Raw genomic sequence first — 18887 nt, forward strand, 5'->3', positions numbered from 1 at the left:
GCAATGCGCCATTGGAGGTCAGTTTTACGGGCAGTGGCTCCACAGACGATGTGGGGGTGGTGTCGCACAGTTGGGACTTTGGTGACGGTGGCAGCTCCACCTTGGCGGACCCTGTCCACACCTATTCCTCACCGGGAAGCTATACCGCCACCCTTACCGTACAGGACGGGGAGGGTAGAGTGGATTCAAGTACAATTGGAATTGTGGTTACGGATCCAAATTATTGTGAAACAGGAACCATAATTCCAGAATATCGTCTTGATGGTGTTTGGTCAAGTGGATTGAATGATCTGACGGTTGTGGAAGGGACAGAAGTAATGTTCAGTATTTTACCGAATACGGTTGGGGTTACGGTAACCCTAGCTGATGGGACTGTTGTTGGAGATGATTTCAATTTGGGGCCGGTAACGATTTCCCATAGTGGACCTTATGTGTTGCTTTCATCTGAAGGGTGTGAAACTACAATAAACCTTACCGTGGTGCCAGATACCTTGGGGGGTCGTTCTGGAGTTTCAACTGGTCAGATAGATCAAAGCAGTGGTGGATTTACCTTTAATTCTTTGGAAAGTTTGGGAACTAGAATATTTCCGAACCCAACAAGTGGTTACTTTAAAATATCGAATTATGAATTGGTGGGTGAAACAGTGAGAGTTATGATCTATGGAACTTCAAACAGGCTGATATTTGAAAAAGAGTTTCCAAATTTTCCTGGCGAAATTGAATTGGAATCGCTCTACTTTTTCCAAGACGGTATTTATAGGGTTCTAGTAAGTTCATCAAACCATCTCACCAGTCATTCTTTAATATTAAAGAAATGATTAGGAACCAAAAGTTGATTTGGTGTTTTCCAAAACGGGTAAAATTTTGTTCAGGAGGCGCTCATTTAGCTTTACACTTTTGAGGGCCTCAATATGATGAATCTTATGTACATCTGACCCTACGTATTCATACATTCCGGAATCCAGCAAACTGTGTGCAATTTTCTGTACATCCGCACCATAGTGTCCACCCAAAGACAATAGGTTGAGCTGAAAATGTACGCCTTTTTGCTTATAACGTATGTATTCACCTTTTTTTGGTTTCAAGTAGAGATATCTTTCAGGGTGGGCCAAAACTGGAAAAAGACGCTCTTTTGTAATTTTTTCAACAGAAACATCAAAATTGATACTGGGTTGTAGATAAGACATTTCTATGAGTAAATATTCCCCTTTAATAGGGAGTACTTTTTTTGTGGATAGAAGATGTTCAAAGTTATCATCGATCATATGCTCCGCAGCAAAATCCAAAGAGACTTCCAACGAGTCCACTTTGCTTAGATGCTCTTTTAGCATCGTATAGGCCGATAGGATGGTTTCTTCTGTATTGTTGTAATAATTGTGCATGATATGGGGGGTGCATATAAATTCAGTTACTCCTAAATCGGAAAAACCTCGTAACAGTTCCACAGATTTGTTGACTGTTTTCGCTCCATCGTCAATACCGGGAAGAATATGGTTATGTATATCTACGAGCCCATGAAGGTAATCGGCCAAGAAAATTTTTTTCTGAAAAAAATGAAACATGCCTAAAATTTGGAAAACAAAGATAAGGGATATGATAAATTGATGTTGTCTGATTTAAAAAGGACTTTTACATCGCGAATTGCACTTAAGGAAATTGTACAAAAAAAGGCCAATCCAATGATTGACCTTAGAAGTACTTTAAAGTAGGTATTTGAACCTTTTTTATTAACTAAACTCAAACGTAAAAATATGGGATGTTCCCATTACATATGATTAACAAAAAAACAAAAAGATTAATGAAAGATTAATCTACTTAACCAACGGGTAAATTGCTGGTGTTTTTTTACTTATTTCGCAATATGCTGACAAAGAGAAACGTATATGTCGCTGTTTTTGTAGTATCCGTGATTGGCCTTTTGGTAGTTCAATACCAGTACTTAAGGGTTGGTTTAGGTTTGGCCCGTGTACAATTTTCAAAAAAAATAGATGAAGTACGGGTAAACATCAACACAGAGCTTTCCGAACTTAACCCATTGTCCTATACGTTGGTCAATGCCATTACCAAGGATACATCAGAAGTAAATATTGGTTTGGATAGTTTGGAAAGGGCTTCCCGCTACTATCTTAACGATTATATAGCCTATCAACTTGGAGTGTCAGGAATAGATGCGCCATTCACCTATGCTTTATATGCTAGGGACTCCACTCAATTTATTGTATCTGAAAAACCTCATCTAAAAGGAGATGGGATACTCACTTATCCCATAAAAATTGAAGGGTATCTTCCGGAACATATACAAAAGGATGTTGTTTTGGAGTTGGGTTTCGAAGACATCAACACGTATTTTTATAGACAATTAAACGGTCTTACCCTACCAGGGTTATTGTTCATTGGGGCCATAATAATAGTGGTGATTTGGGTACTTAGGTCTTTTTATTGGCAAAGTAGCATTATCACTACAACCAACGACTTCATCAACAACCTTACCCATGAGCTAAAGACTCCCGTATTTTCAATTGGGTTGGCAAGTAAAATTTTGGAGGAGGGCCTTTCCGAAGATAAAAAACCAGTTTTAGAGTTGATAAGGAGGGAGACCGATAGATTAAAACAGCACATAGATAAAGTTTTGGAATTGTCCAGTTTGGAATCAGGGAAAAAACTTATGCAGTTTGAAATGCTGGATTTTAAACCGGAACTGGAACGTATCTGTGAAGATTTCAAAATGCTTTCCGAATACGAAGAGTTGGAATTTTTGTTCACGCTAGATGATGGTCCTTATCAAATCCGGGCTGAAAAATTTCATTTGGAAAATGCTATTGGAAACCTTCTGGAAAATGCAAAAAAGTACTCGGATAACCCTAAAATTAAATTAAGGGCAACCATTCAACGGAGAAAATTGAACATTGCTATTTCAGATAATGGACATGGCATCTCTGAAAAGGACAGCAAGCGAATTTTTAGAAAATACTATAGAGTGGAAAACGGAAATCTTCATAAGGTAAAAGGATACGGCATAGGATTGTCTTATGTGCAAAAAATTGTGAAAATGCACCACGGCAAGATTAAGGTAGAAAGCAAACTAGGGGAAGGAACCACATTTATCCTTTCGTTTAACTTGATTAAAAATGGATGAAACATATAAATTAATATTGGTTGAGGATGATGCTTCTTTGGGTTACCTACTTTCGGAATACCTGGGAATGAAGGGTTTTGAGGTGCTCTGGGCAAAAAACGCAAAGGAGGCGCTCTTAAACGTTAAAACCAATTTTTTTGATTTGGCCATATTGGATGTGATGTTGCCGGATATGGACGGTTTTGAACTTTCGCAGAAAGTAAAGACCATCAATCCAAATCTTCCATTTTTATTTCTTACCGCACGCTCCCTAAAGATTGATGTACTCAAAGGTTTTTCCCTTGGCGCGGTGGATTATTTGAAAAAACCCATAGATGAAGAAGAGTTGGTGGTCCGTATTAATGCGCTGCTCTCCAGATTGGTGGCATCTGGGTCAGAACAGGGAAAAACAACCACATACATCATAGGGGACTATTTTTTGGATACAGATACCTTCGAACTAAAGTATAAAGGGGAAAACATAAAACTTACAGGGAAGGAATTTGATCTATTGACCCTGTTGGCCATGAATAAAAACCAACTTTGTACACATAAAGAAATCTTGACCACAATTTGGGACAAGAATGATTATTTCAATAAAAAGAGCCTTAACGTCTTTATTTCCCACTTAAGGAAACATTTGGGAAGGGATCCCAGAATAAGTATCGTAAATGTAAACAGAAGAGGGTTCATGCTTCGCGTGGGGGAAGAAAAATAATTTCTTTAAAAGAAACTACGTGGCTTGGTTTTTGTTGCTTGTTTCGGATAATCCTACCAACCGCTTAGCTAAATGTTTAAATTCTTACGTAGCAATTCAACCAAAGAACCATTGGCCCGTCTTGATAGACTTTTTAACCAAACCATATCCCAGTTACCGGTCAATGAGCAAATTGCCTATTGTCAGAGACTTATCGAAAGTTCGAAATACCAGTTGTCTCACCAATGTCCTAAAAAAGATTCGGAACATCTAAAATGTTTGATTAAGGCAGCCGATGTAGAAATTCAGAAATTGAATACTACAGGTATGGATTCATAAGCTCCATGGTTCCTTAAGGAAGCACTTTAATTTGTAGATAGGAAATTAGTAATTTGCATAGAAAGTAAATGTCTTGCATACAGCTGAAGAAAAACTTAGGGAACGGATCAAGGAACTTACCTGTTTGTATGAGGTGACCTCTTTGATCGTTAATTGTGATTATGATCAGATTGAAGAGGTTTTGCGTGCAATTTTATTTTGTCTTCAACGTGCTTTTCAGTTTGATGAGGATACCTGCGTTGAATTACGGACATCTACCATGAATATTGCTACATCTGAAGGGATGGACCAATGTGTCTACCTAGAATCCACTATTAGAGTATTCAATGAAGAGGAAGGAGCCATAAAAGTGGGCTATCCTTCGAATAAATATTCGCTTGCGGATTTTTTAGTTGAGGAACAACGGTTATTGGACAATGTTTGCATGGAGGTTGGGAATCTCTTGGAGCGAAAGGAAATCAAGGAAAATCAGGCAGGTATTCGTAGGCAAGTGGAGCAAGCAGACCGTTTGCGTATTCTAGGTGAGATTACAGCGGGCATAGCCCACGAACTTAACACACCGCTGGCCAACATTCTTGGGTTTGCAGAACTGCTAAAGGAACGCATAGAGGGTGATGTCCATGCCGAAAAGGATTTGGACAAGATTATTTCCAATGCGATATTCTCTAGGGAAGTGGTTAAAAAACTAATGTTTTTTGCCTGCGAAATGCCTCAAGAAAGAACGAGTCTAAATATTGTTCCCATCATCAAGGATGCCATAGATCTTTTAAGGACTACCCTTAATAGAAGTGAGATAGGTTGCGACTTGGTAGTGAGTAAAGAGCGAATTGTTTTAAAAATTGACAAAATTCAGCTTACCCAGGTAATTTTCAACCTAATAATGAATGCCATATATTTTTCACCCCCAAATAGCACCATAGTTGTGGAAGTTCTTGAGGAGCGTAAAAAAGTGGTGTTGAAAATTTCAGATGAAGGTATTGGTATACCGGAGGAGAAAGCAGACAATGTGTTTGACCCCTTTTTCACCTCAAAACCAGTGGGGGAGGGTAGTGGACTGGGGCTTAGCGTGGTGCACGGGATTGTAAAAAGCCATCAGGGAACCATAGATCATGCTCCAAACCGTCCTAAAGGCACTATTTTTACCATAGAATTTCCTAAATAATATAGCAAATACGATGTTGAAGAAGGAAAACATATTGTTGGTGGATGATGACATCCAAATCTTGGAATTATTGCAAAGGCACCTCACTTCCATGCAGTACCATACCTACAGTGCGGTATCGGTTAAGGAGGCCCTTTATATTTTGAAGGATACCGCCATAGACTTATTGATCACCGATATTAATATGCCGGACATCAATGGAATTCAACTGATCAAGTATATGGCCGAGCATTATCCCGATATTCCCAAATTGGTGGTAACGGGCTTCCCTTCCATTGATGATGCCATGAGTGTCATTAAATCCGGGGCAACCGAATACATTACCAAACCATTCACCAAAACTGAATTGGCCGAGGCCGTAAAAAAATCCTTGGAAGGTGCTAAACCCAAGAACCCCATAAAAAAAGTAGCACCCAGAGAACAGCACGGATATGGGGAAATGATTGGAGCATCAGCTGCCTTTAAAAATGTGGTGGAAATCATAGAAAGGGTAAAAGACAATCATGCCACAATCTTAGTTCAGGGTGAAAGTGGAACGGGAAAAGAACTCGTGGCGCGATCCATACATTATTCCGGTAAATTTGCGAGGGCCCCATTTATTGCGGTGAATTGTGGGGCCATCCCTGAAAACCTTTTGGAAGCCGAATTGTTTGGTTATACCAAAGGAGCCTTTACCGGTGCTTATGAGACTAGGAACGGTTTCTTTCAGGCAGCCAATAATGGCACTATTTTTTTGGATGAGATTGGGAATGCATCCATGGCTGTGCAAGGAAAACTACTTAGGGTATTGCAAGAAAAGGAAGTAACCAAGGTAGGCTCCCAAAAACCTGAAAAATTGAATGTCCGTGTCATTGCAGCCACCAATACCAGTTTGGATGAGCTTATTGAAAAAAAACACTTTAGGGAAGATCTTTACTATAGATTAACCGTAGTTTCCATAACCGTTCCACCACTAAGGGACAGAATGTCCGACATTCCATTTTTGGTGGATAGATTTCTTCAAAAATATGGAGTGGAATACAAAGACCGTTTGGTTGTAATTACCCCTGATGCCCTTGAAATACTTAAACGCTATGCGTGGCCCGGAAATATTAGGGAATTGGAGAATGTGGTGCAAAGGGCGGTCATCATGAGTGATGGACAGGTTACTGCAAAACACTTGCCCGAACAAGTGAAATTCAGGATAGATTTTCCAGAACAGCCTCTGAAGCCGTTGAGACAAATGGAAAAAGAGTACATAGAAAAAGTGTTGATCGCCACGGGGAACAACAAGACCAAAGCGGCCCAAATATTGGAAATTGACCGCAAGACACTTCGGGAAAAGCTCAAATGATACTGGGTAAAAAAGTACCGTGCGGGTAAAAATTCCCCAATTTATTTTTACGGTTATTGAATTTTTAGTTATTTATACTTCTGTTTTTCAACATGTTATATATGTTAGAAAATCGCTTTAAAATTTAGGCATGCCCTTTGCTTTACTGGAACAAAAAGCAAGCTTATTTATCTTAATTACACCTATTATGAAAAAATACATTTTAGCATTTACATTTTCAATTTGCGCTATGGGACTTTATGCCCAAACCTTAAACGTAGCAGAAATTGAAGTAGGGGACACCTTTGAGATTGGGAGACCGGATGCGGCCCAGTACCAACATATAGACTTTCCAAAACCCAATTTGATCATCAAGCGTGGTGGATTGGCTAACTATAAACGTGTAGAAGGTAACAAGGTAACGGTCACCTCGGTTAAGGAGAAAAAAGACGGTACCCTTTTGGTCAAGCTGAAAAAAGCAGATGGTAGCCGATTTTTTGGAAGTCACTGGCAAGTTGCGGCAAATGTTAAGGAAGCCATGGCGTCAGGTGAGCTAAGAAAAATATAGTTTATTGATTGATGTGTTGTGCCCGACCCTGTTTCTCATTTGTTTGCTTTAAAGGTTAGTTAATGGGGTCGGGCTTTTTCTTCTTTTTTTCATGGACGTTTTCCTGCAATCAGTCAGATCTTTCTTTTACCTGATACTCCACTGTTTTATATCCTAGGCGTCCATCGGTTGAAATTGCTTCAACTATAATTACATACTTTCCAACAATATCACCATTGTAAAAATTCAAAGAGGTATTTCCATCTTTGTTCAAAAATACTGATGGTTCCCAATGAATGAGAGACCTTAAATCCGGTTTGTCATCGTTGGTTGTTAAAGGTGCATCATACTTGGGCTTATAAAACTCCTTTATTGGAGAGAAAAGTGGTAGTGTGGATTTTAAGGTTCCCGGTTCAGGGCGGTTTGGCGCCTGTATGCCTACCCCACCTTTGGTGGTAATGGAGATGATATGACCCAAGGATGGGATTTCAAATAAGTCGGCCTGGGGAAATACGGTAAGGTACCTAGATTTAAAAAACTTGGCGTATTTTATGAGTTCCACCCGTTCCACTATCTCTGGGGACATACTGGGCACATATTCATACAGATGGTTTTCCAGTAATTTGCCATCTACCATCAATAGAGTGGCTTCTTTGCTGCCACCTCTTACGTGGGCCAGCATAAATCCATCCGGAAATCGCTCAATGGCTATTTGGTCACCATAGTTGAACAAAAGGATACTGTACAGACCATACGACCATTCCTTTTCTTTAGCACGAATATCATCTCCAGAGATGATTACATCCGGTTTGCCATATTTTTTGTAGAGTTGGGCACGTTCAGGGGTGATCAAAAGATCGGAAACCACTACTTCGTCCAATTGGGTGACCCCATAAAGGGAATCAAATACGGAAGCAATCCGATTTCTTTCCCTCCCTGCTTCCATTACAGTGTTCACCACTGAGTCCAATGCCCTATACGTAGGCTTTGCTGAATACCCTATTTTTGGAGGGTCTACGGTGTTCACATGTATTTTATGATGTACTTTTTCCCCTTTAGAATCTACCGTACTGAGCATATACGGAATGGTAGCGCCATAATCATCATCCAATAAAAAATCAAACCTCCCTAAACTATCTACAGGTGTAGAATAGAACTTGGTCTCCTTGCCAAAGGTTGCCAAGCCCATCTGTAAATGTTCCTTATTCTTTTGTTTATTAGGGTTGATGGAAACTGACCCCTTTACTTCAATGCCTTTCTCTGGCCAATGGAAGGAAACACCTTCTCGCATTATGGGATATTTATAATTTCGCCAACCTTGGGTAAGCAATAAAGCATCCAAATCCTCAAACCTACTTGGGGTTTGCTCCCGAAAGTAGTAGCCAGGGTCTTCTATTTTACCCCTAAGTTCAGAATCAAGCATAAAATAGGATTGTATGGTGTTTATCAATTTTTCCTGAAAATGTTTTTTATTCAAAATTAGGATTGAAGCATTCAACGGAACAGGCCCGGAATCCTGTTGATCAATGTTTATATGCAATTTTGCCATTTCCCTTCGGGAGTAGGATGCTTTATCCATTTTTGCTGAAATGTTCAAGGTTTCATCCTCCCTGAAGTTGAAGAAAAGGCGTTCGGCTACAGGTTGTTTTTGGGAATTCATCAAGGTAAAGGCAAGAATCCCGTTAGGCAGTTTTCCGCAGGCTAGATCTTTGACCAAGAACCCATTTTTCAAAGGCCCTTCCATCAAAAACAAATCTTTTCCACGACTTGAAATTTTGATGAATGCTTGACCGACCAATTGATTGCTGGAAACCCGTACCCAGAGTTTTTCTCCTACTTTGGACACGGACATGATACTGCCATGTGAAACCACTTTGGGGAGAGGGTACAAAGTCGCACCTTTGTTGATGGTATCATTGGAAACCAAAACTTTGGCCTGATACGTTTTACTGCTGTCCGCCAATATCGTAAAAGTTCCCATTCCCAATGGGTTGGTTGAGAAATTGGATATGGTTTCCCCATTCTGGTCCATGATAGAACCGCTAACAATCTGTCCCTTGCCATCCACTCCCAAAGCTTTAACACCAATCTTGTTGGTGAACCCATGGACCAATTTTCCACTTTCTGGAAAGAACTGCACATCTACAGCGTTTTTTAGAAGTACCGTTTCGGAATGATTATAATTTTCGCTTCCGCCTAAAGTTAAAGTCATCCATTCTGCAGTAATTGGTGTTTCATACGTCAATGAAAAAATGCCGTTTCTTTTTTTGATTTCAATGGTATCCCGACCTTGATTGGAGTTAAGGTAAATGGGAATTTGGTTCTTGTCGTGGGGTCCTACAATGGAAGGATTGATTTTGGCAGAAAGGAGAAATTTACCAGACTTGTCTTGTGTCATTGTCAGCGAATCAAGAAAGCGGTTTGTTCGCAATTCTGGAGACACAATATCAAAATAAGCTTTGAACATGAAATCGGAACCAAAATTCCGATTCCATTGGGTATAGGCCCTAATTAAATAGCGGCCACTCGGGTAACTTTTGTTGAGTTGAAAGGAACCATGCCCCGACCCCGAGGTTAATTTCACCAATTTTTGATCAATAATTTTTTGATTAAAATCTATCAGATCAACATAAAGGACACCACTTATTTCAGTAGGTAAATGGTTTTCAGAATCAACAACTATGGCCTTGAACCAAACTTCTTGATCGTTCGCATAAATGCCGGAACCTAATTGAAGATAAATCTTTTCGGCCACCGAGACATCCAAATTCCTTTGTGCTTGGGCTATCAAAAACAACGGGAATAGCAGAAATACAGCGCAAAGTTCTAGCTTGAAATTGTTCCTTATGGCTCGCACGTTTTACTAATTTTTATGGGAACTGCCTTAAAAATAGAGGATTTGTTCGTGTTTTCATATCTAATGGGGATACAATTGGAGAATATATTAAAAGCGTAGTACCCAATTGGAAGCAAATGGTTTTATAGCGGAATAGGGAGGGTTATTTCCCGATGCAGAAATTGGAAAAGATATTCCCCAATAGGTCATCGGTGGTAACACTTCCCGTGATTTCACCTAGATGAAAGAGCGCCTGCTTAATGTCGATGGCTACAAGGTCACTTGCCAGTCCGGCATCCATGCCTTCCTTTACCTTTTGGATTTCCTCAAGAGCTTTCAACAAGGCATCATAGTGCCTACTGTTGGAAATGATAGTACTATCTCCACTCAACGCACCTGAGTCTACAAGGCTGAGAAGTTTGCTTTGAAGCTCATCCATGCCAGATTGGTGTTTGGCAGAAAGAAACATGAGGTCAGGGATTTCAATCTTGAGCTGTTCTTTTTGTTGATTACTCAGAAGATCCACTTTATTGCAAATGACCAAAAGTTGTTTGTTCGGGTATTTGTTTTTGATTTTTTCCAATTCAGAGCGGTCAAAATCCATCCGATCAAAAAGGAAAATAATCAAGCGAGCCTTCTCAATTTTATCGAAAGTACGTTCAATACCAATTTTCTCCACAACATCTTCAGTTTCCCGGATTCCTGCGGTATCAATAAATCTAAAATTGATGCCGTTAAGGCTGATATGGTCCTCTACCGTATCGCGCGTGGTTCCTGCAATGTCGCTTACAATAGCTCTTTCTTCATTCAGTAGGGCGTTGAGCAGGGTGGACTTGCCTACATTGGGTTGACCAACAATGGCAACAGGTATACCATGTTTTATGACATTTCCCAATGCAAAAGAATCAATCAATTTTTTAAGCACCTCGCTGATTCGGTTCAGTAGCGCATTGAACTGTGTACGGTCTGCAAACTCCACATCTTCTTGGGAGAAATCCAACTCCAACTCAATTAGAGAGGCAAAATTGAGGAGTTCTTCCCTGAGCTTTTGTATTTCATTGCTAAAACCACCACGCATTTGTTGCATGGCTATGTCATGTGCAGCTTCGCTATCACTGGCAATGAGGTCGGCAACTGCTTCAGCTTGGCTTAAATCCATTTTTCCGTTTAAAAATGCACGAAGTGTAAACTCTCCAGCGGAAGCTGTTCGACAGTCTTTCTTTAAAATTAATTGGATGATTTGTTGCTGAATGTATGGGGAGCCGTGACAGGAGATTTCCACCACATTTTCACCGGTGTAGGAATTGGGACCTTTAAATATGGAGATTAAAACTTCGTCCAATATTTTCCCATTATCCACAATATGACCCAAATGAATGGTATGGCTTTTTTGATTGGATAGTTTTTTTCCTCTTACGGATTGAAAATGCGTATCGGCAATGGAAATAGCATCCGGTCCTGAAATTCGGATTACGGCTATGGCTCCGGTTCCGGATGGGGTGGCCAGGGCAACGATGTTATCATTGTACAACATGATGGCAAAAGTACAAATTAACCGCGGGCTGTAACATTTTATGGTAAAGTCACACTAATAAGGTACATCATCAAAATCAATCAAAAATGGAAGTCATCAATCAAAACGTTGTTAGAAAGGACAATACATTATTGGCCCTTACACATTTATCACAATTATTGCATTATGTTACCGGAGTTGGTGGATTTATTGTTCCTCTGGTTCTGTGGTTGGCCACGCGCCGTACGGTGGAGGGTATGGACGAACATGGCAAGGCAGTAATCAACCTACAGTTGAGTTTATTGCTCTATCTCGTGATCAGTATTCCCGCAATCTTGGCCTTTGGAATAGGACTATTGGGGCTTATGGCGGTTGGAATCCTAGGATTTGTCCTGCCTATTGTAAACGCTGTTAAAGCAGCTAATGGCGAGTCACCCTCCAATTTTATGACCATACGTTTCCTATAAAAAGAAAAGGCTGGAATCTTGATTCCAGCCTTTCATATAGTTAGGTTGTGTACTTAGTTATTCAACATTACAGGCATAACCAACATGGTAACATGTTCGCCTTCATCCAAACCATCAATAGGGGTGAGGATACCTGCCCGATTGGGTAAACTCATTTCCAGGGCAACATCATCTGATGAGAGGTTGTTGAGCATTTCCACCAAAAAGCGGGAATTAAATCCTATTTGCATATCGTCCCCTTGATAGGAACAGGACAAACGCTCTTCGGCCTTATTGCTATAATCCACATCTTCTGCGGAAATATTAAGCTCTGCCCCAGCAATTTTCAATCGAATTTGATGGGTGGTCTTGTTTGAAAAAATAGAAACCCGACGTACCGAACTTAAGAACTGATTTCTGGATATGGTCAGCTTATTTGGATTTTCCTTTGGAATCACCGCTTCGTAATTTGGATACTTTCCATCGATGAGCCTGCATATCAATTCCGAATTGTCAAAAATAAATTTGGCATTGCTGTCATTGTACTCAATTGTAACTTCAGATTCGGACCCTGCCAAAATTCCTTTTAAAAGGTTCAAAGGTTTTTTAGGCATGATGAACTCTGCTACTTCCGATGCCGTTACGTCTTGGCGTTGGTATTTTACCAATTTGTGGGCATCTGTGGCCACAAATGTTAGATTCTCTGTGGAGAATTGGAAAAACACCCCGCTCATTACAGGTCTTAAATCATCATTGCCGGCGGCAAAAATGGTTTTGTTGATGGCCGTGGCCAGAACATCTCCCAAAAGGGTGGTGGAGCTAGGATTGGAAACTTCCACAGCCTTGGGAAATTCAGCGCCATCGGCATAAGCCAAGGCATATTTACCATGATTGGAACTGATTTCCACAGTATTGTTGTCCTCCACAACAAAGGTCAAGGGCTGTTCCGGAAACGTTTTTAGCGTGTCCAACAACAATCTGGCCGGTACGGCAATGGTGCCTTCGGTATCGGAGTCTACTTCAAGCACCGAACTCATTGTAGTTTCCAAATCCGATGCGGAAACGGTAAGTTGACTTTGTTTTAAATCGAACAAAAAATTGTCTAGGATGGGTAGGGTATTGCTATTGTTGATAACTCCTCCCAAAACCTGCAATTGTTTTAATAAATATGTACTGGATACAATAAACTTCATCAAAGAAATTCTTTAGTGTGTTGTCCGTTGGACCTATAATCCAAGAAAACGGGTCGTAAAATCGACAAAAGCAAATATATCTTAAAACGTTTTAGGAAAGAAACAAATTTATTAACAGCTAACTGGCAAACTTTCGCTTTCTCATATAGTTGAAGAAAATACCGAGAACTAGAGTCAATATAACTGGCAATCCGATATTTATCACTTGCCATTTCGTTTTTTGTTCCACAATTTTGGTCGTGTCTAGTAATGGTATGGACACTTTTCTGTTTCTAATGTTTATAAGTCCAGTATTATCCAAAAGATAATTGGTGCAGTTCACTAAAAATTCTTTGTTTCCATAAAAGCTATTGGTCCATTTATCATAGCCTAATTCCAAAGGTCTACCATTGCGCAATTGATTTTTGATGACGTCTCCATCCGAGATTACTATCATTTTGTTGGGAGCTCCTTGCTCCATGGTATTCTGTAGCTCCAATGGCTTTATCCTGCTTTTGTACATGGAGGTAAAATCCCCTTCTATAAGTACTGCAAGAGGAAGGTTTCCATCTGTATAGGATTCCCTATCCGGGGGATTGTTTAAAATATCCAGGCTGATCTCCCTCGGGATACCGTCGATTTTGGACAAAGGTGAACTACGAAGCAATACGGTTTTTTCATAACCATTTTCAAGTACCTCCATAGGGCTGGTGAATTGATAGCGCACGGCCTCGATATTGGTGTTGATGGGATGGTCATTTCTTGAGAACACCATGGGATTATAATACCAGGGAAGGGGATTGTATTGGGAATCGTTTCCTTCTCCTGTGGCCAATACAATTTGGGTAAAGTAAAGGTCATTTACCAATGCAGGATTGATGCGCAATCCATATTGAAAGAAAAAATCTTTTAGGTTTAGGTCGCGAGGAATGGCAATTGCGCTTCCGTCTCCGCTATAAATGCTGTCCATTTCCATGGCCACCTGATCAATCAACCAAATAGATTTACCGCCCTGTACCATAAATTGATCCAAAACATATTTTTCCTCATCTGAAAAAGCCTGCGTTGGCTTGGCCACCAAAGCCAAGTCGAAGCCTTTTAATTGGTCCAACGCTTTTTGTGGATTTGTGGCCACGGAATCCAAGGTAATGGCTCCAATATTGTAATAATCACGGATGGTGGTCAGGTAATCGGCCAGATAAATATCGTCCAATTCCCCATTTCCTTTAATTACGGCAATACTCTTTTTCTCCGTGATGCTCAATTTGGTAAAGGCATCGGCAAAGGCATACTCCAATTGCTGTACCGAATTATTGATGCGATCTTCAGCGGTGGAACCCAGTTTGTTCTTTAGTAGAGGAACTTTAACGGTATTGTCGCCATAGTTCACCATGGCCCAGGGGAATATCAATTCTTGGGATACCTTGCCATTTTCCTCCACGGTGACGTTGGCAGGTTGTAGCCCTAAACTTTGAAGCTCCGCAATGGTTTGTTGGGTTTGACTTTCGTTCTCCAGCGGATTTACCAAATTATATTTGATGTTACCGTTTTTAGAGGCAAAGGATTCCAATAATTGTACGGTCTCTGTCTTTAGCTTGGAGAATTCCGGAGGGATATTACCATCGAGCAATACATCAACAATGACAGGTGAATCAAATTTTTGAACCACATCAATAGAAGGCTGGGATAGCGTATAACGTTGATCCTCTGTTAAATCAAATCTGGTGTATATAAAACCAGCAATTAGATTGATAACGATTACTCCAACAATGGCCTTGAGCAATGAAATAAAAAACGTTGACTTCATCTTGGCAATTGTTTTAAACGTTGAAGTGTGAGATATAAAAAAACCAATGTCAGCGAAATGAAGTACACTAAATCCCTTGTGTCCATGACACCTCTGGCAATGCTTTCAAAATGGGATTGGGCTCCAAACCCCTTGATCAATTGCTGGGTTTCTCCATTTGTAAATAGGGATGAAAGGGCATCAAACCCATTGAACATCACAAAACAAATAAGTATGCCTACCAAAAAAGCAATGATTTGGTTATCGGAAAGGGACGAGGCAAAAATTCCTATTGCTGTATAGGCTCCAATAAGGAACAATAGCCCAAAATAGGAACCGAACACCACACCAAGGTCATAATTGCCTTCTATGACTCCCAAACTTGAAATGGAAAAAACATAGACAACTGTGGGGACCACAGCAATGATGCATAAAAAGAAAGCACCCCAAAATTTCCCTAGGACCAACTTCCAAACAGAAATGGGCTTAATGAGCAATAATTCCAAAGTACCCATTTTGCGCTCTTCCGAAAAACTTTTCATCGTGATGGCAGGCACCAAAAAGATGAAAATCCAAGGAGTCAATAAAAAGAAGTTGCCCAAATCGGCAAAGCCGTAGTCAAAAATGTTATAGTCTCCTTTGAACACCCACAGAAAAAGACCATTGAGCAGTAAAAAAGACCCCACGATCAAATACCCAATTGGTGAAGTGAAAAAAGACCTGACCTCTCTTTTAAAAATTGCAAACATTATACTGAGGTTGAGGAATTGATCTTGGACACGCTCCAAGCTTCTGGTTTTTCGGCAAAAAGAGTTTTGGTATGTCCCCAAACCGTTCTAAAAAAATCTGATGTCCTATAATTTTCCAAATCTGATTCCTTTTCCCAAAAACTGTATGTGAAAAACACGCAAGGGTTACCTAGATCTTGATAAAGCTCAACCAGCGAACACCCCTCAAAAGCTAAAATCCCGTTTTTCGATTCATTAAATATTCGCTCAAAACTAGGAATATTTTCGGGTTTAAAAGTGAGTTTTACGATGCGTATCAGCATTTATAGAAAATTTATGGTTACGGTATCCCTATAATTTAAGCCTAATAAAGAAGAAGCCCCACCAACAGAATTAAGGTCACTCTTGTATATAGCCAACTCAATATAACCCGCAGAATTAAAAAGCGCCAAGGCATCTCCAGGACCTTTACGTTGATTTCTTTCCAAATTAAAATTGATGATACCGTTATAGCTATTTTCAATTTTCTTGATGGTTGTGGTCCGGGCCGTCAGCTCAAAATCCCTTCCGTTTCGGTAGGCTTCAAAAACGCTTTTTTGTATGTTGGTCACCACATTCCCATAATTGTCAATATAGATTACATTGCCAGATATGGTTTTACCGTCATTGGAAACCCGTGGTTCAAACTCTTTAAGCTCTTTTAGTGAATCAAAAGGCTTCCCAATGACTTCCAATTTTCCACCTCTTGCAATGTGACAGGCCGCTTGTACAAAAACATTCAACACTGGAAAAGAACCTGAGTTGGTATTGGGTAGATGGATTTCAACTACCTTTTCCGGTGTTATTTCAGAAGTAATCAATGAGATCACCCCACTATTGGCACTCACAAAATAGTGTCCATCCACTTGTACCACAATATGCTCATTTTCTGGGGAAAGTTCAGAATCTACCCCAACTATGTGTACCGTGCCTTCCGGGAAGGATCGGTATGCATTTTTAAGGATGTAGGCACATTCTTGAATGTTAAATGGGCTTATGGCATGCGAAATATCAACAATGTTCACCTCAGACAGACTACTTAGAATGGTCCCTTTAACAGCACCAACAAAGTGATCTTTATAGCCAAAATCTGTAGTTAAGGTTATGATTGCCATGCAATACTGTTGATATGTTTTTCCACGCCTAAATTGATTTTTGGTTAGATTTGTGGAGTAAAATTACATTAAAAAAGAAAGAATACAATTCTTCAAAAAATAACTCTAAACACCCCGTTTTTTGAACGAACTTATAATTGAACTCACGGATATTAGCCCCCAAGACTTCTTCGGGCAACAGAACGAGAATATTGAACTGCTAAAAAAGTACTTTCCTAAACTGAAAATTGTTGCCCGCGGCAGCAAAATAAAAGTTTATGGGGATGAAGAACTCTTGGAGGAGTTCGATAAGCGTTTTGATATGCTCACCAGCCAGTTTGCCAAGTACAACAAGCTAGACGAAAATATGATTGAGCGTGTACTTACCAGCAATGGCAAGGAAGATTATGCAGCATCAAAAAGCAGTGGGGATGTCTTGGTACACGGTGTAAGCGGCAGATTGATCAAGGCACAGACCGTAAACCAACGTAGATTGGTAGATGCTTGTAAACAGGACGATATGGTCTTTGCCATTGGTCCGGCAGGTACGGGAAAGACCTATACCGGAGTGGCCTTGGCGGTAAAAGCCTTGAAGGAAAAGCAGGTCCGGCGCATCATCCTGACCCGTCCAGCTGTGGAAGCAGGGGAAAACCTTGGTTTTCTTCCCGGCGACCTTAAGGAAAAGCTGGACCCTTATATGCAGCCTTTGTACGATGCCCTCAGGGATATGATTCCCGCTGAAAAATTGGCAAAGTACATTGAGGACGGTACAATCCAGATTGCCCCTATGGCCTTTATGCGCGGACGCACCTTGGACAATGCCTTTGTAATCTTGGATGAGGCCCAGAACACCACCCATGCCCAAATGAAAATGTTCCTCACACGGATGGGTAAGAATGCCAAGTTTTTGTTGACAGGAGATCCAGGGCAGATTGATTTGCCCCGACGGGTCATTTCCGGTCTCAAAGAGGCTTTGCTCATTCTAAAAAACGTAGAAGGTATCAGTATTATCTACTTGGATGATAAGGACGTAATTCGTCACAAATTGGTCAAAAAGGTTATTGACGCATACAAAAACATAGAACACCAAAACCAATTCTAACAGCGCATGGGGAAGAATACTTTGATGGACACGGATTTTCATTTTCCGGGGCAAAAATCGGTATACAAAGGAAAAGTACGGGAAGTCTACACACTTGGCAACGATGTTTTGGTCATGGTGGCCACAGATAGGCTTTCTGCTTTTGATGTGGTCATGCCCAAAGGAATTCCATACAAAGGGCAGATTCTGAACCAGATCGCCACCCAAATGATGCAGGCCACGGAAGACATTGTACCCAATTGGTTAATGGCAACCCCAGACCCTAATGTGGCTGTAGGAAAGGCTTGTGAGCCTTTTAAGGTTGAAATGGTGATACGGGGATACCTTTCTGGTCACGCGGCACGGGAATACAAGGCTGGTAAACGACTTTTGTGTGGTGTCCCTATGCCCGAAGGGATGAAGGAAAATGATAAGTTCCCAGAGCCTATCATCACTCCGGCAACCAAGGCAGAAAAAGGAGACCATGATGAAGATATTTCCAGGGAAGAGATTTTAGAACGCGGCATTGTCTCCAAAGAAGACTACGAAGTGTTGGAAAAGTATACCAGAGCCTTGTTTCAAAGAGGGACGGAAATTGCAGCCAAACGTGGATTGATTTTAGTGGATACCAAATATGAATTCGGTAAGACCAAAGAAGGTGAGATTGTGCTCATTGATGAAATACATACTCCCGATTCTTCCCGTTATTTTTATGCCGATGGATATGAGGAACGACAGGCCAAAGGAGAACCCCAAAAACAGCTGTCCAAAGAATTTGTGCGTCAGTGGTTGATTGCAAATAATTTTCAAGGCTTGGAAGGTCAGGTTGTGCCCGAAATGACTGATGACTACATCGACTCGGTTTCTGAACGGTATATTGAACTGTATGAGAGCATTACAGGGAAAGATTTCGAAAAAGCAAATGTTTCAAACATTGATGAACGTATCAAATTCAATATTTCAGAGTATTTAAACAAACTTTCTTGAAAATGTTATCCCTTATAATTTTGAGTGCTGTTT

At 40.5% G+C, this 18887-nt stretch carries 17 protein-coding genes; 9 read left to right on the forward strand and 8 right to left on the reverse strand.

Annotation, left to right across the window (positions count from 1 at the left end; translation table 11 throughout):
* Positions 1-818 (forward strand): PKD domain-containing protein (locus tag EZV76_RS15205; protein ID WP_136567424.1); only part of this gene is annotated, 818 nt, incomplete at its 5' end.
* Here EZV76_RS15205 and EZV76_RS15210 read toward each other — a convergent pair.
* Positions 819-1562, reverse strand: a complete 744-nt coding sequence (locus tag EZV76_RS15210) for a tyrosine-protein phosphatase (RefSeq protein WP_136567425.1) — start codon at positions 1560-1562, stop codon at positions 819-821.
* A gap of 299 nt (positions 1563-1861) precedes the next feature.
* Here EZV76_RS15210 and EZV76_RS15215 point away from each other — a divergent pair, with 299 nt between their 5' ends.
* The 5 genes from EZV76_RS15215 (at position 1862) to EZV76_RS15235 (ending at position 7193) form a co-directional block, all read left to right on the forward strand.
* Positions 1862-3136, forward strand: coding sequence for a sensor histidine kinase (locus EZV76_RS15215; protein ID WP_136567426.1), 1275 nt, complete (start codon positions 1862-1864; stop codon positions 3134-3136).
* A complete protein-coding gene (locus EZV76_RS15220) occupies positions 3129-3833 on the forward strand; it encodes a response regulator transcription factor (RefSeq protein ID WP_136567427.1) in 705 nt (234 codons plus the stop codon). The genes EZV76_RS15215 and EZV76_RS15220 overlap by 8 nt, the downstream gene beginning before the upstream one ends.
* A gap of 391 nt (positions 3834-4224) precedes the next feature.
* The gene (locus tag EZV76_RS15225; RefSeq protein WP_136567428.1) at positions 4225-5313 is read left to right on the forward strand and encodes a sensor histidine kinase; all 1089 of its coding nucleotides are present in this window, start codon (positions 4225-4227) and stop codon (positions 5311-5313) included.
* A 13-nt stretch (positions 5314-5326) separates the two neighbouring features.
* Positions 5327-6646 (forward strand): sigma-54-dependent transcriptional regulator, encoded by a 1320-nt coding sequence (locus EZV76_RS15230; protein ID WP_136567429.1) that lies wholly within the window; start codon positions 5327-5329, stop codon positions 6644-6646.
* 187 nt (positions 6647-6833) lie between these two features.
* Positions 6834-7193 (forward strand): hypothetical protein, encoded by a 360-nt coding sequence (locus tag EZV76_RS15235; RefSeq protein WP_201741877.1) that lies wholly within the window; start codon positions 6834-6836, stop codon positions 7191-7193.
* Positions 7194-7302: 109 nt separating this feature from the next.
* Here the strand turns inward: EZV76_RS15235 and EZV76_RS15240 are convergent, their stop codons facing one another.
* Both EZV76_RS15240 and mnmE read right to left on the reverse strand, forming a co-directional pair.
* A complete protein-coding gene (locus EZV76_RS15240) occupies positions 7303-10029 on the reverse strand; it encodes a hypothetical protein (protein WP_136567430.1) in 2727 nt (908 codons plus the stop codon).
* A 142-nt stretch (positions 10030-10171) separates the two neighbouring features.
* A complete protein-coding gene (mnmE, locus tag EZV76_RS15245) occupies positions 10172-11542 on the reverse strand; it encodes a tRNA uridine-5-carboxymethylaminomethyl(34) synthesis GTPase MnmE (RefSeq protein ID WP_136567431.1) in 1371 nt (456 codons plus the stop codon).
* 86 nt (positions 11543-11628) lie between these two features.
* Between mnmE and EZV76_RS15250 the strand changes: the two genes are divergently transcribed.
* Positions 11629-11988 carry a DUF4870 domain-containing protein gene (locus EZV76_RS15250; RefSeq protein ID WP_136567432.1) on the forward strand — a complete coding sequence of 120 codons (360 nt, stop codon included), beginning with the start codon at positions 11629-11631 and terminating at the stop codon, positions 11986-11988.
* A 53-nt stretch (positions 11989-12041) separates the two neighbouring features.
* On the opposite strand, the gene dnaN is transcribed toward EZV76_RS15250, so the two are convergent.
* From dnaN to EZV76_RS15275, 5 genes are all read right to left on the reverse strand, one after another.
* On the reverse strand, positions 12042-13160 hold the full coding sequence (dnaN, locus tag EZV76_RS15255; protein WP_136567433.1) for a DNA polymerase III subunit beta: 1119 nt from the start codon (positions 13158-13160) through the stop codon (positions 12042-12044).
* 118 nt (positions 13161-13278) lie between these two features.
* Complete coding sequence (gldG, locus tag EZV76_RS15260; protein WP_136567434.1) at positions 13279-14946, reverse strand: gliding motility-associated ABC transporter substrate-binding protein GldG; 1668 nt, start codon at positions 14944-14946, stop codon at positions 13279-13281.
* A complete protein-coding gene (gldF, locus tag EZV76_RS15265; protein WP_136567435.1) occupies positions 14943-15674 on the reverse strand; it encodes a gliding motility-associated ABC transporter permease subunit GldF in 732 nt (243 codons plus the stop codon). Before gldF ends, gldG begins: the two co-directional genes overlap by 4 nt.
* The gene (locus EZV76_RS15270; RefSeq protein WP_136567436.1) at positions 15674-15976 is read right to left on the reverse strand and encodes a putative quinol monooxygenase; all 303 of its coding nucleotides are present in this window, start codon (positions 15974-15976) and stop codon (positions 15674-15676) included. The genes gldF and EZV76_RS15270 overlap by 1 nt, the downstream gene beginning before the upstream one ends.
* On the reverse strand, positions 15977-16807 hold the full coding sequence (locus tag EZV76_RS15275; protein ID WP_136567437.1) for an SAM hydrolase/SAM-dependent halogenase family protein: 831 nt from the start codon (positions 16805-16807) through the stop codon (positions 15977-15979). It abuts the gene before it with no gap.
* Positions 16808-16928: 121 nt separating this feature from the next.
* Here EZV76_RS15275 and EZV76_RS15280 point away from each other — a divergent pair, with 121 nt between their 5' ends.
* Together EZV76_RS15280 and EZV76_RS15285 are read left to right on the forward strand one after the other, a co-directional pair.
* Positions 16929-17888: a PhoH family protein gene (locus tag EZV76_RS15280; protein ID WP_136567438.1), complete on the forward strand. Its 960-nt coding sequence runs from the start codon at positions 16929-16931 to the stop codon at positions 17886-17888.
* Between the two features lie 6 nt (positions 17889-17894).
* Entirely contained in the window at positions 17895-18854 is a 960-nt protein-coding gene (locus EZV76_RS15285; RefSeq protein WP_136567439.1) for a phosphoribosylaminoimidazolesuccinocarboxamide synthase, read from the forward strand.
* Positions 18855-18887: the final 33 nt, after the last annotated feature.

Origin of the sequence: Flagellimonas alvinocaridis (genome assembly GCF_004916895.1) — a bacterium.
In the GTDB taxonomy this organism is placed as follows: domain Bacteria; phylum Bacteroidota; class Bacteroidia; order Flavobacteriales; family Flavobacteriaceae; genus Flagellimonas; species Flagellimonas alvinocaridis.

Coding starts and splice junctions, on each gene's coding strand:
- EZV76_RS15210 (WP_136567425.1), bottom strand. CDS start 1,562: ATGTTTCATTTTTTTCAGAAAAAAATTTTCTTGGCCGATTACCTTCAT.
- EZV76_RS15215 (WP_136567426.1), top strand. CDS start 1,862: ATGCTGACAAAGAGAAACGTATATGTCGCTGTTTTTGTAGTATCCGTG.
- EZV76_RS15220 (WP_136567427.1), top strand. CDS start 3,129: ATGGATGAAACATATAAATTAATATTGGTTGAGGATGATGCTTCTTTG.
- EZV76_RS15230 (WP_136567429.1), top strand. CDS start 5,327: ATGTTGAAGAAGGAAAACATATTGTTGGTGGATGATGACATCCAAATC.
- EZV76_RS15235 (WP_201741877.1), top strand. CDS start 6,834: ATGAAAAAATACATTTTAGCATTTACATTTTCAATTTGCGCTATGGGA.
- mnmE (WP_136567431.1), bottom strand. CDS start 11,542: ATGTTGTACAATGATAACATCGTTGCCCTGGCCACCCCATCCGGAACC.
- EZV76_RS15250 (WP_136567432.1), top strand. CDS start 11,629: ATGGAAGTCATCAATCAAAACGTTGTTAGAAAGGACAATACATTATTG.
- dnaN (WP_136567433.1), bottom strand. CDS start 13,160: ATGAAGTTTATTGTATCCAGTACATATTTATTAAAACAATTGCAGGTT.
- gldG (WP_136567434.1), bottom strand. CDS start 14,946: ATGAAGTCAACGTTTTTTATTTCATTGCTCAAGGCCATTGTTGGAGTA.
- gldF (WP_136567435.1), bottom strand. CDS start 15,674: ATGTTTGCAATTTTTAAAAGAGAGGTCAGGTCTTTTTTCACTTCACCA.
- EZV76_RS15270 (WP_136567436.1), bottom strand. CDS start 15,976: ATGCTGATACGCATCGTAAAACTCACTTTTAAACCCGAAAATATTCCT.
- EZV76_RS15275 (WP_136567437.1), bottom strand. CDS start 16,807: ATGGCAATCATAACCTTAACTACAGATTTTGGCTATAAAGATCACTTT.
- EZV76_RS15285 (WP_136567439.1), top strand. CDS start 17,895: ATGGGGAAGAATACTTTGATGGACACGGATTTTCATTTTCCGGGGCAA.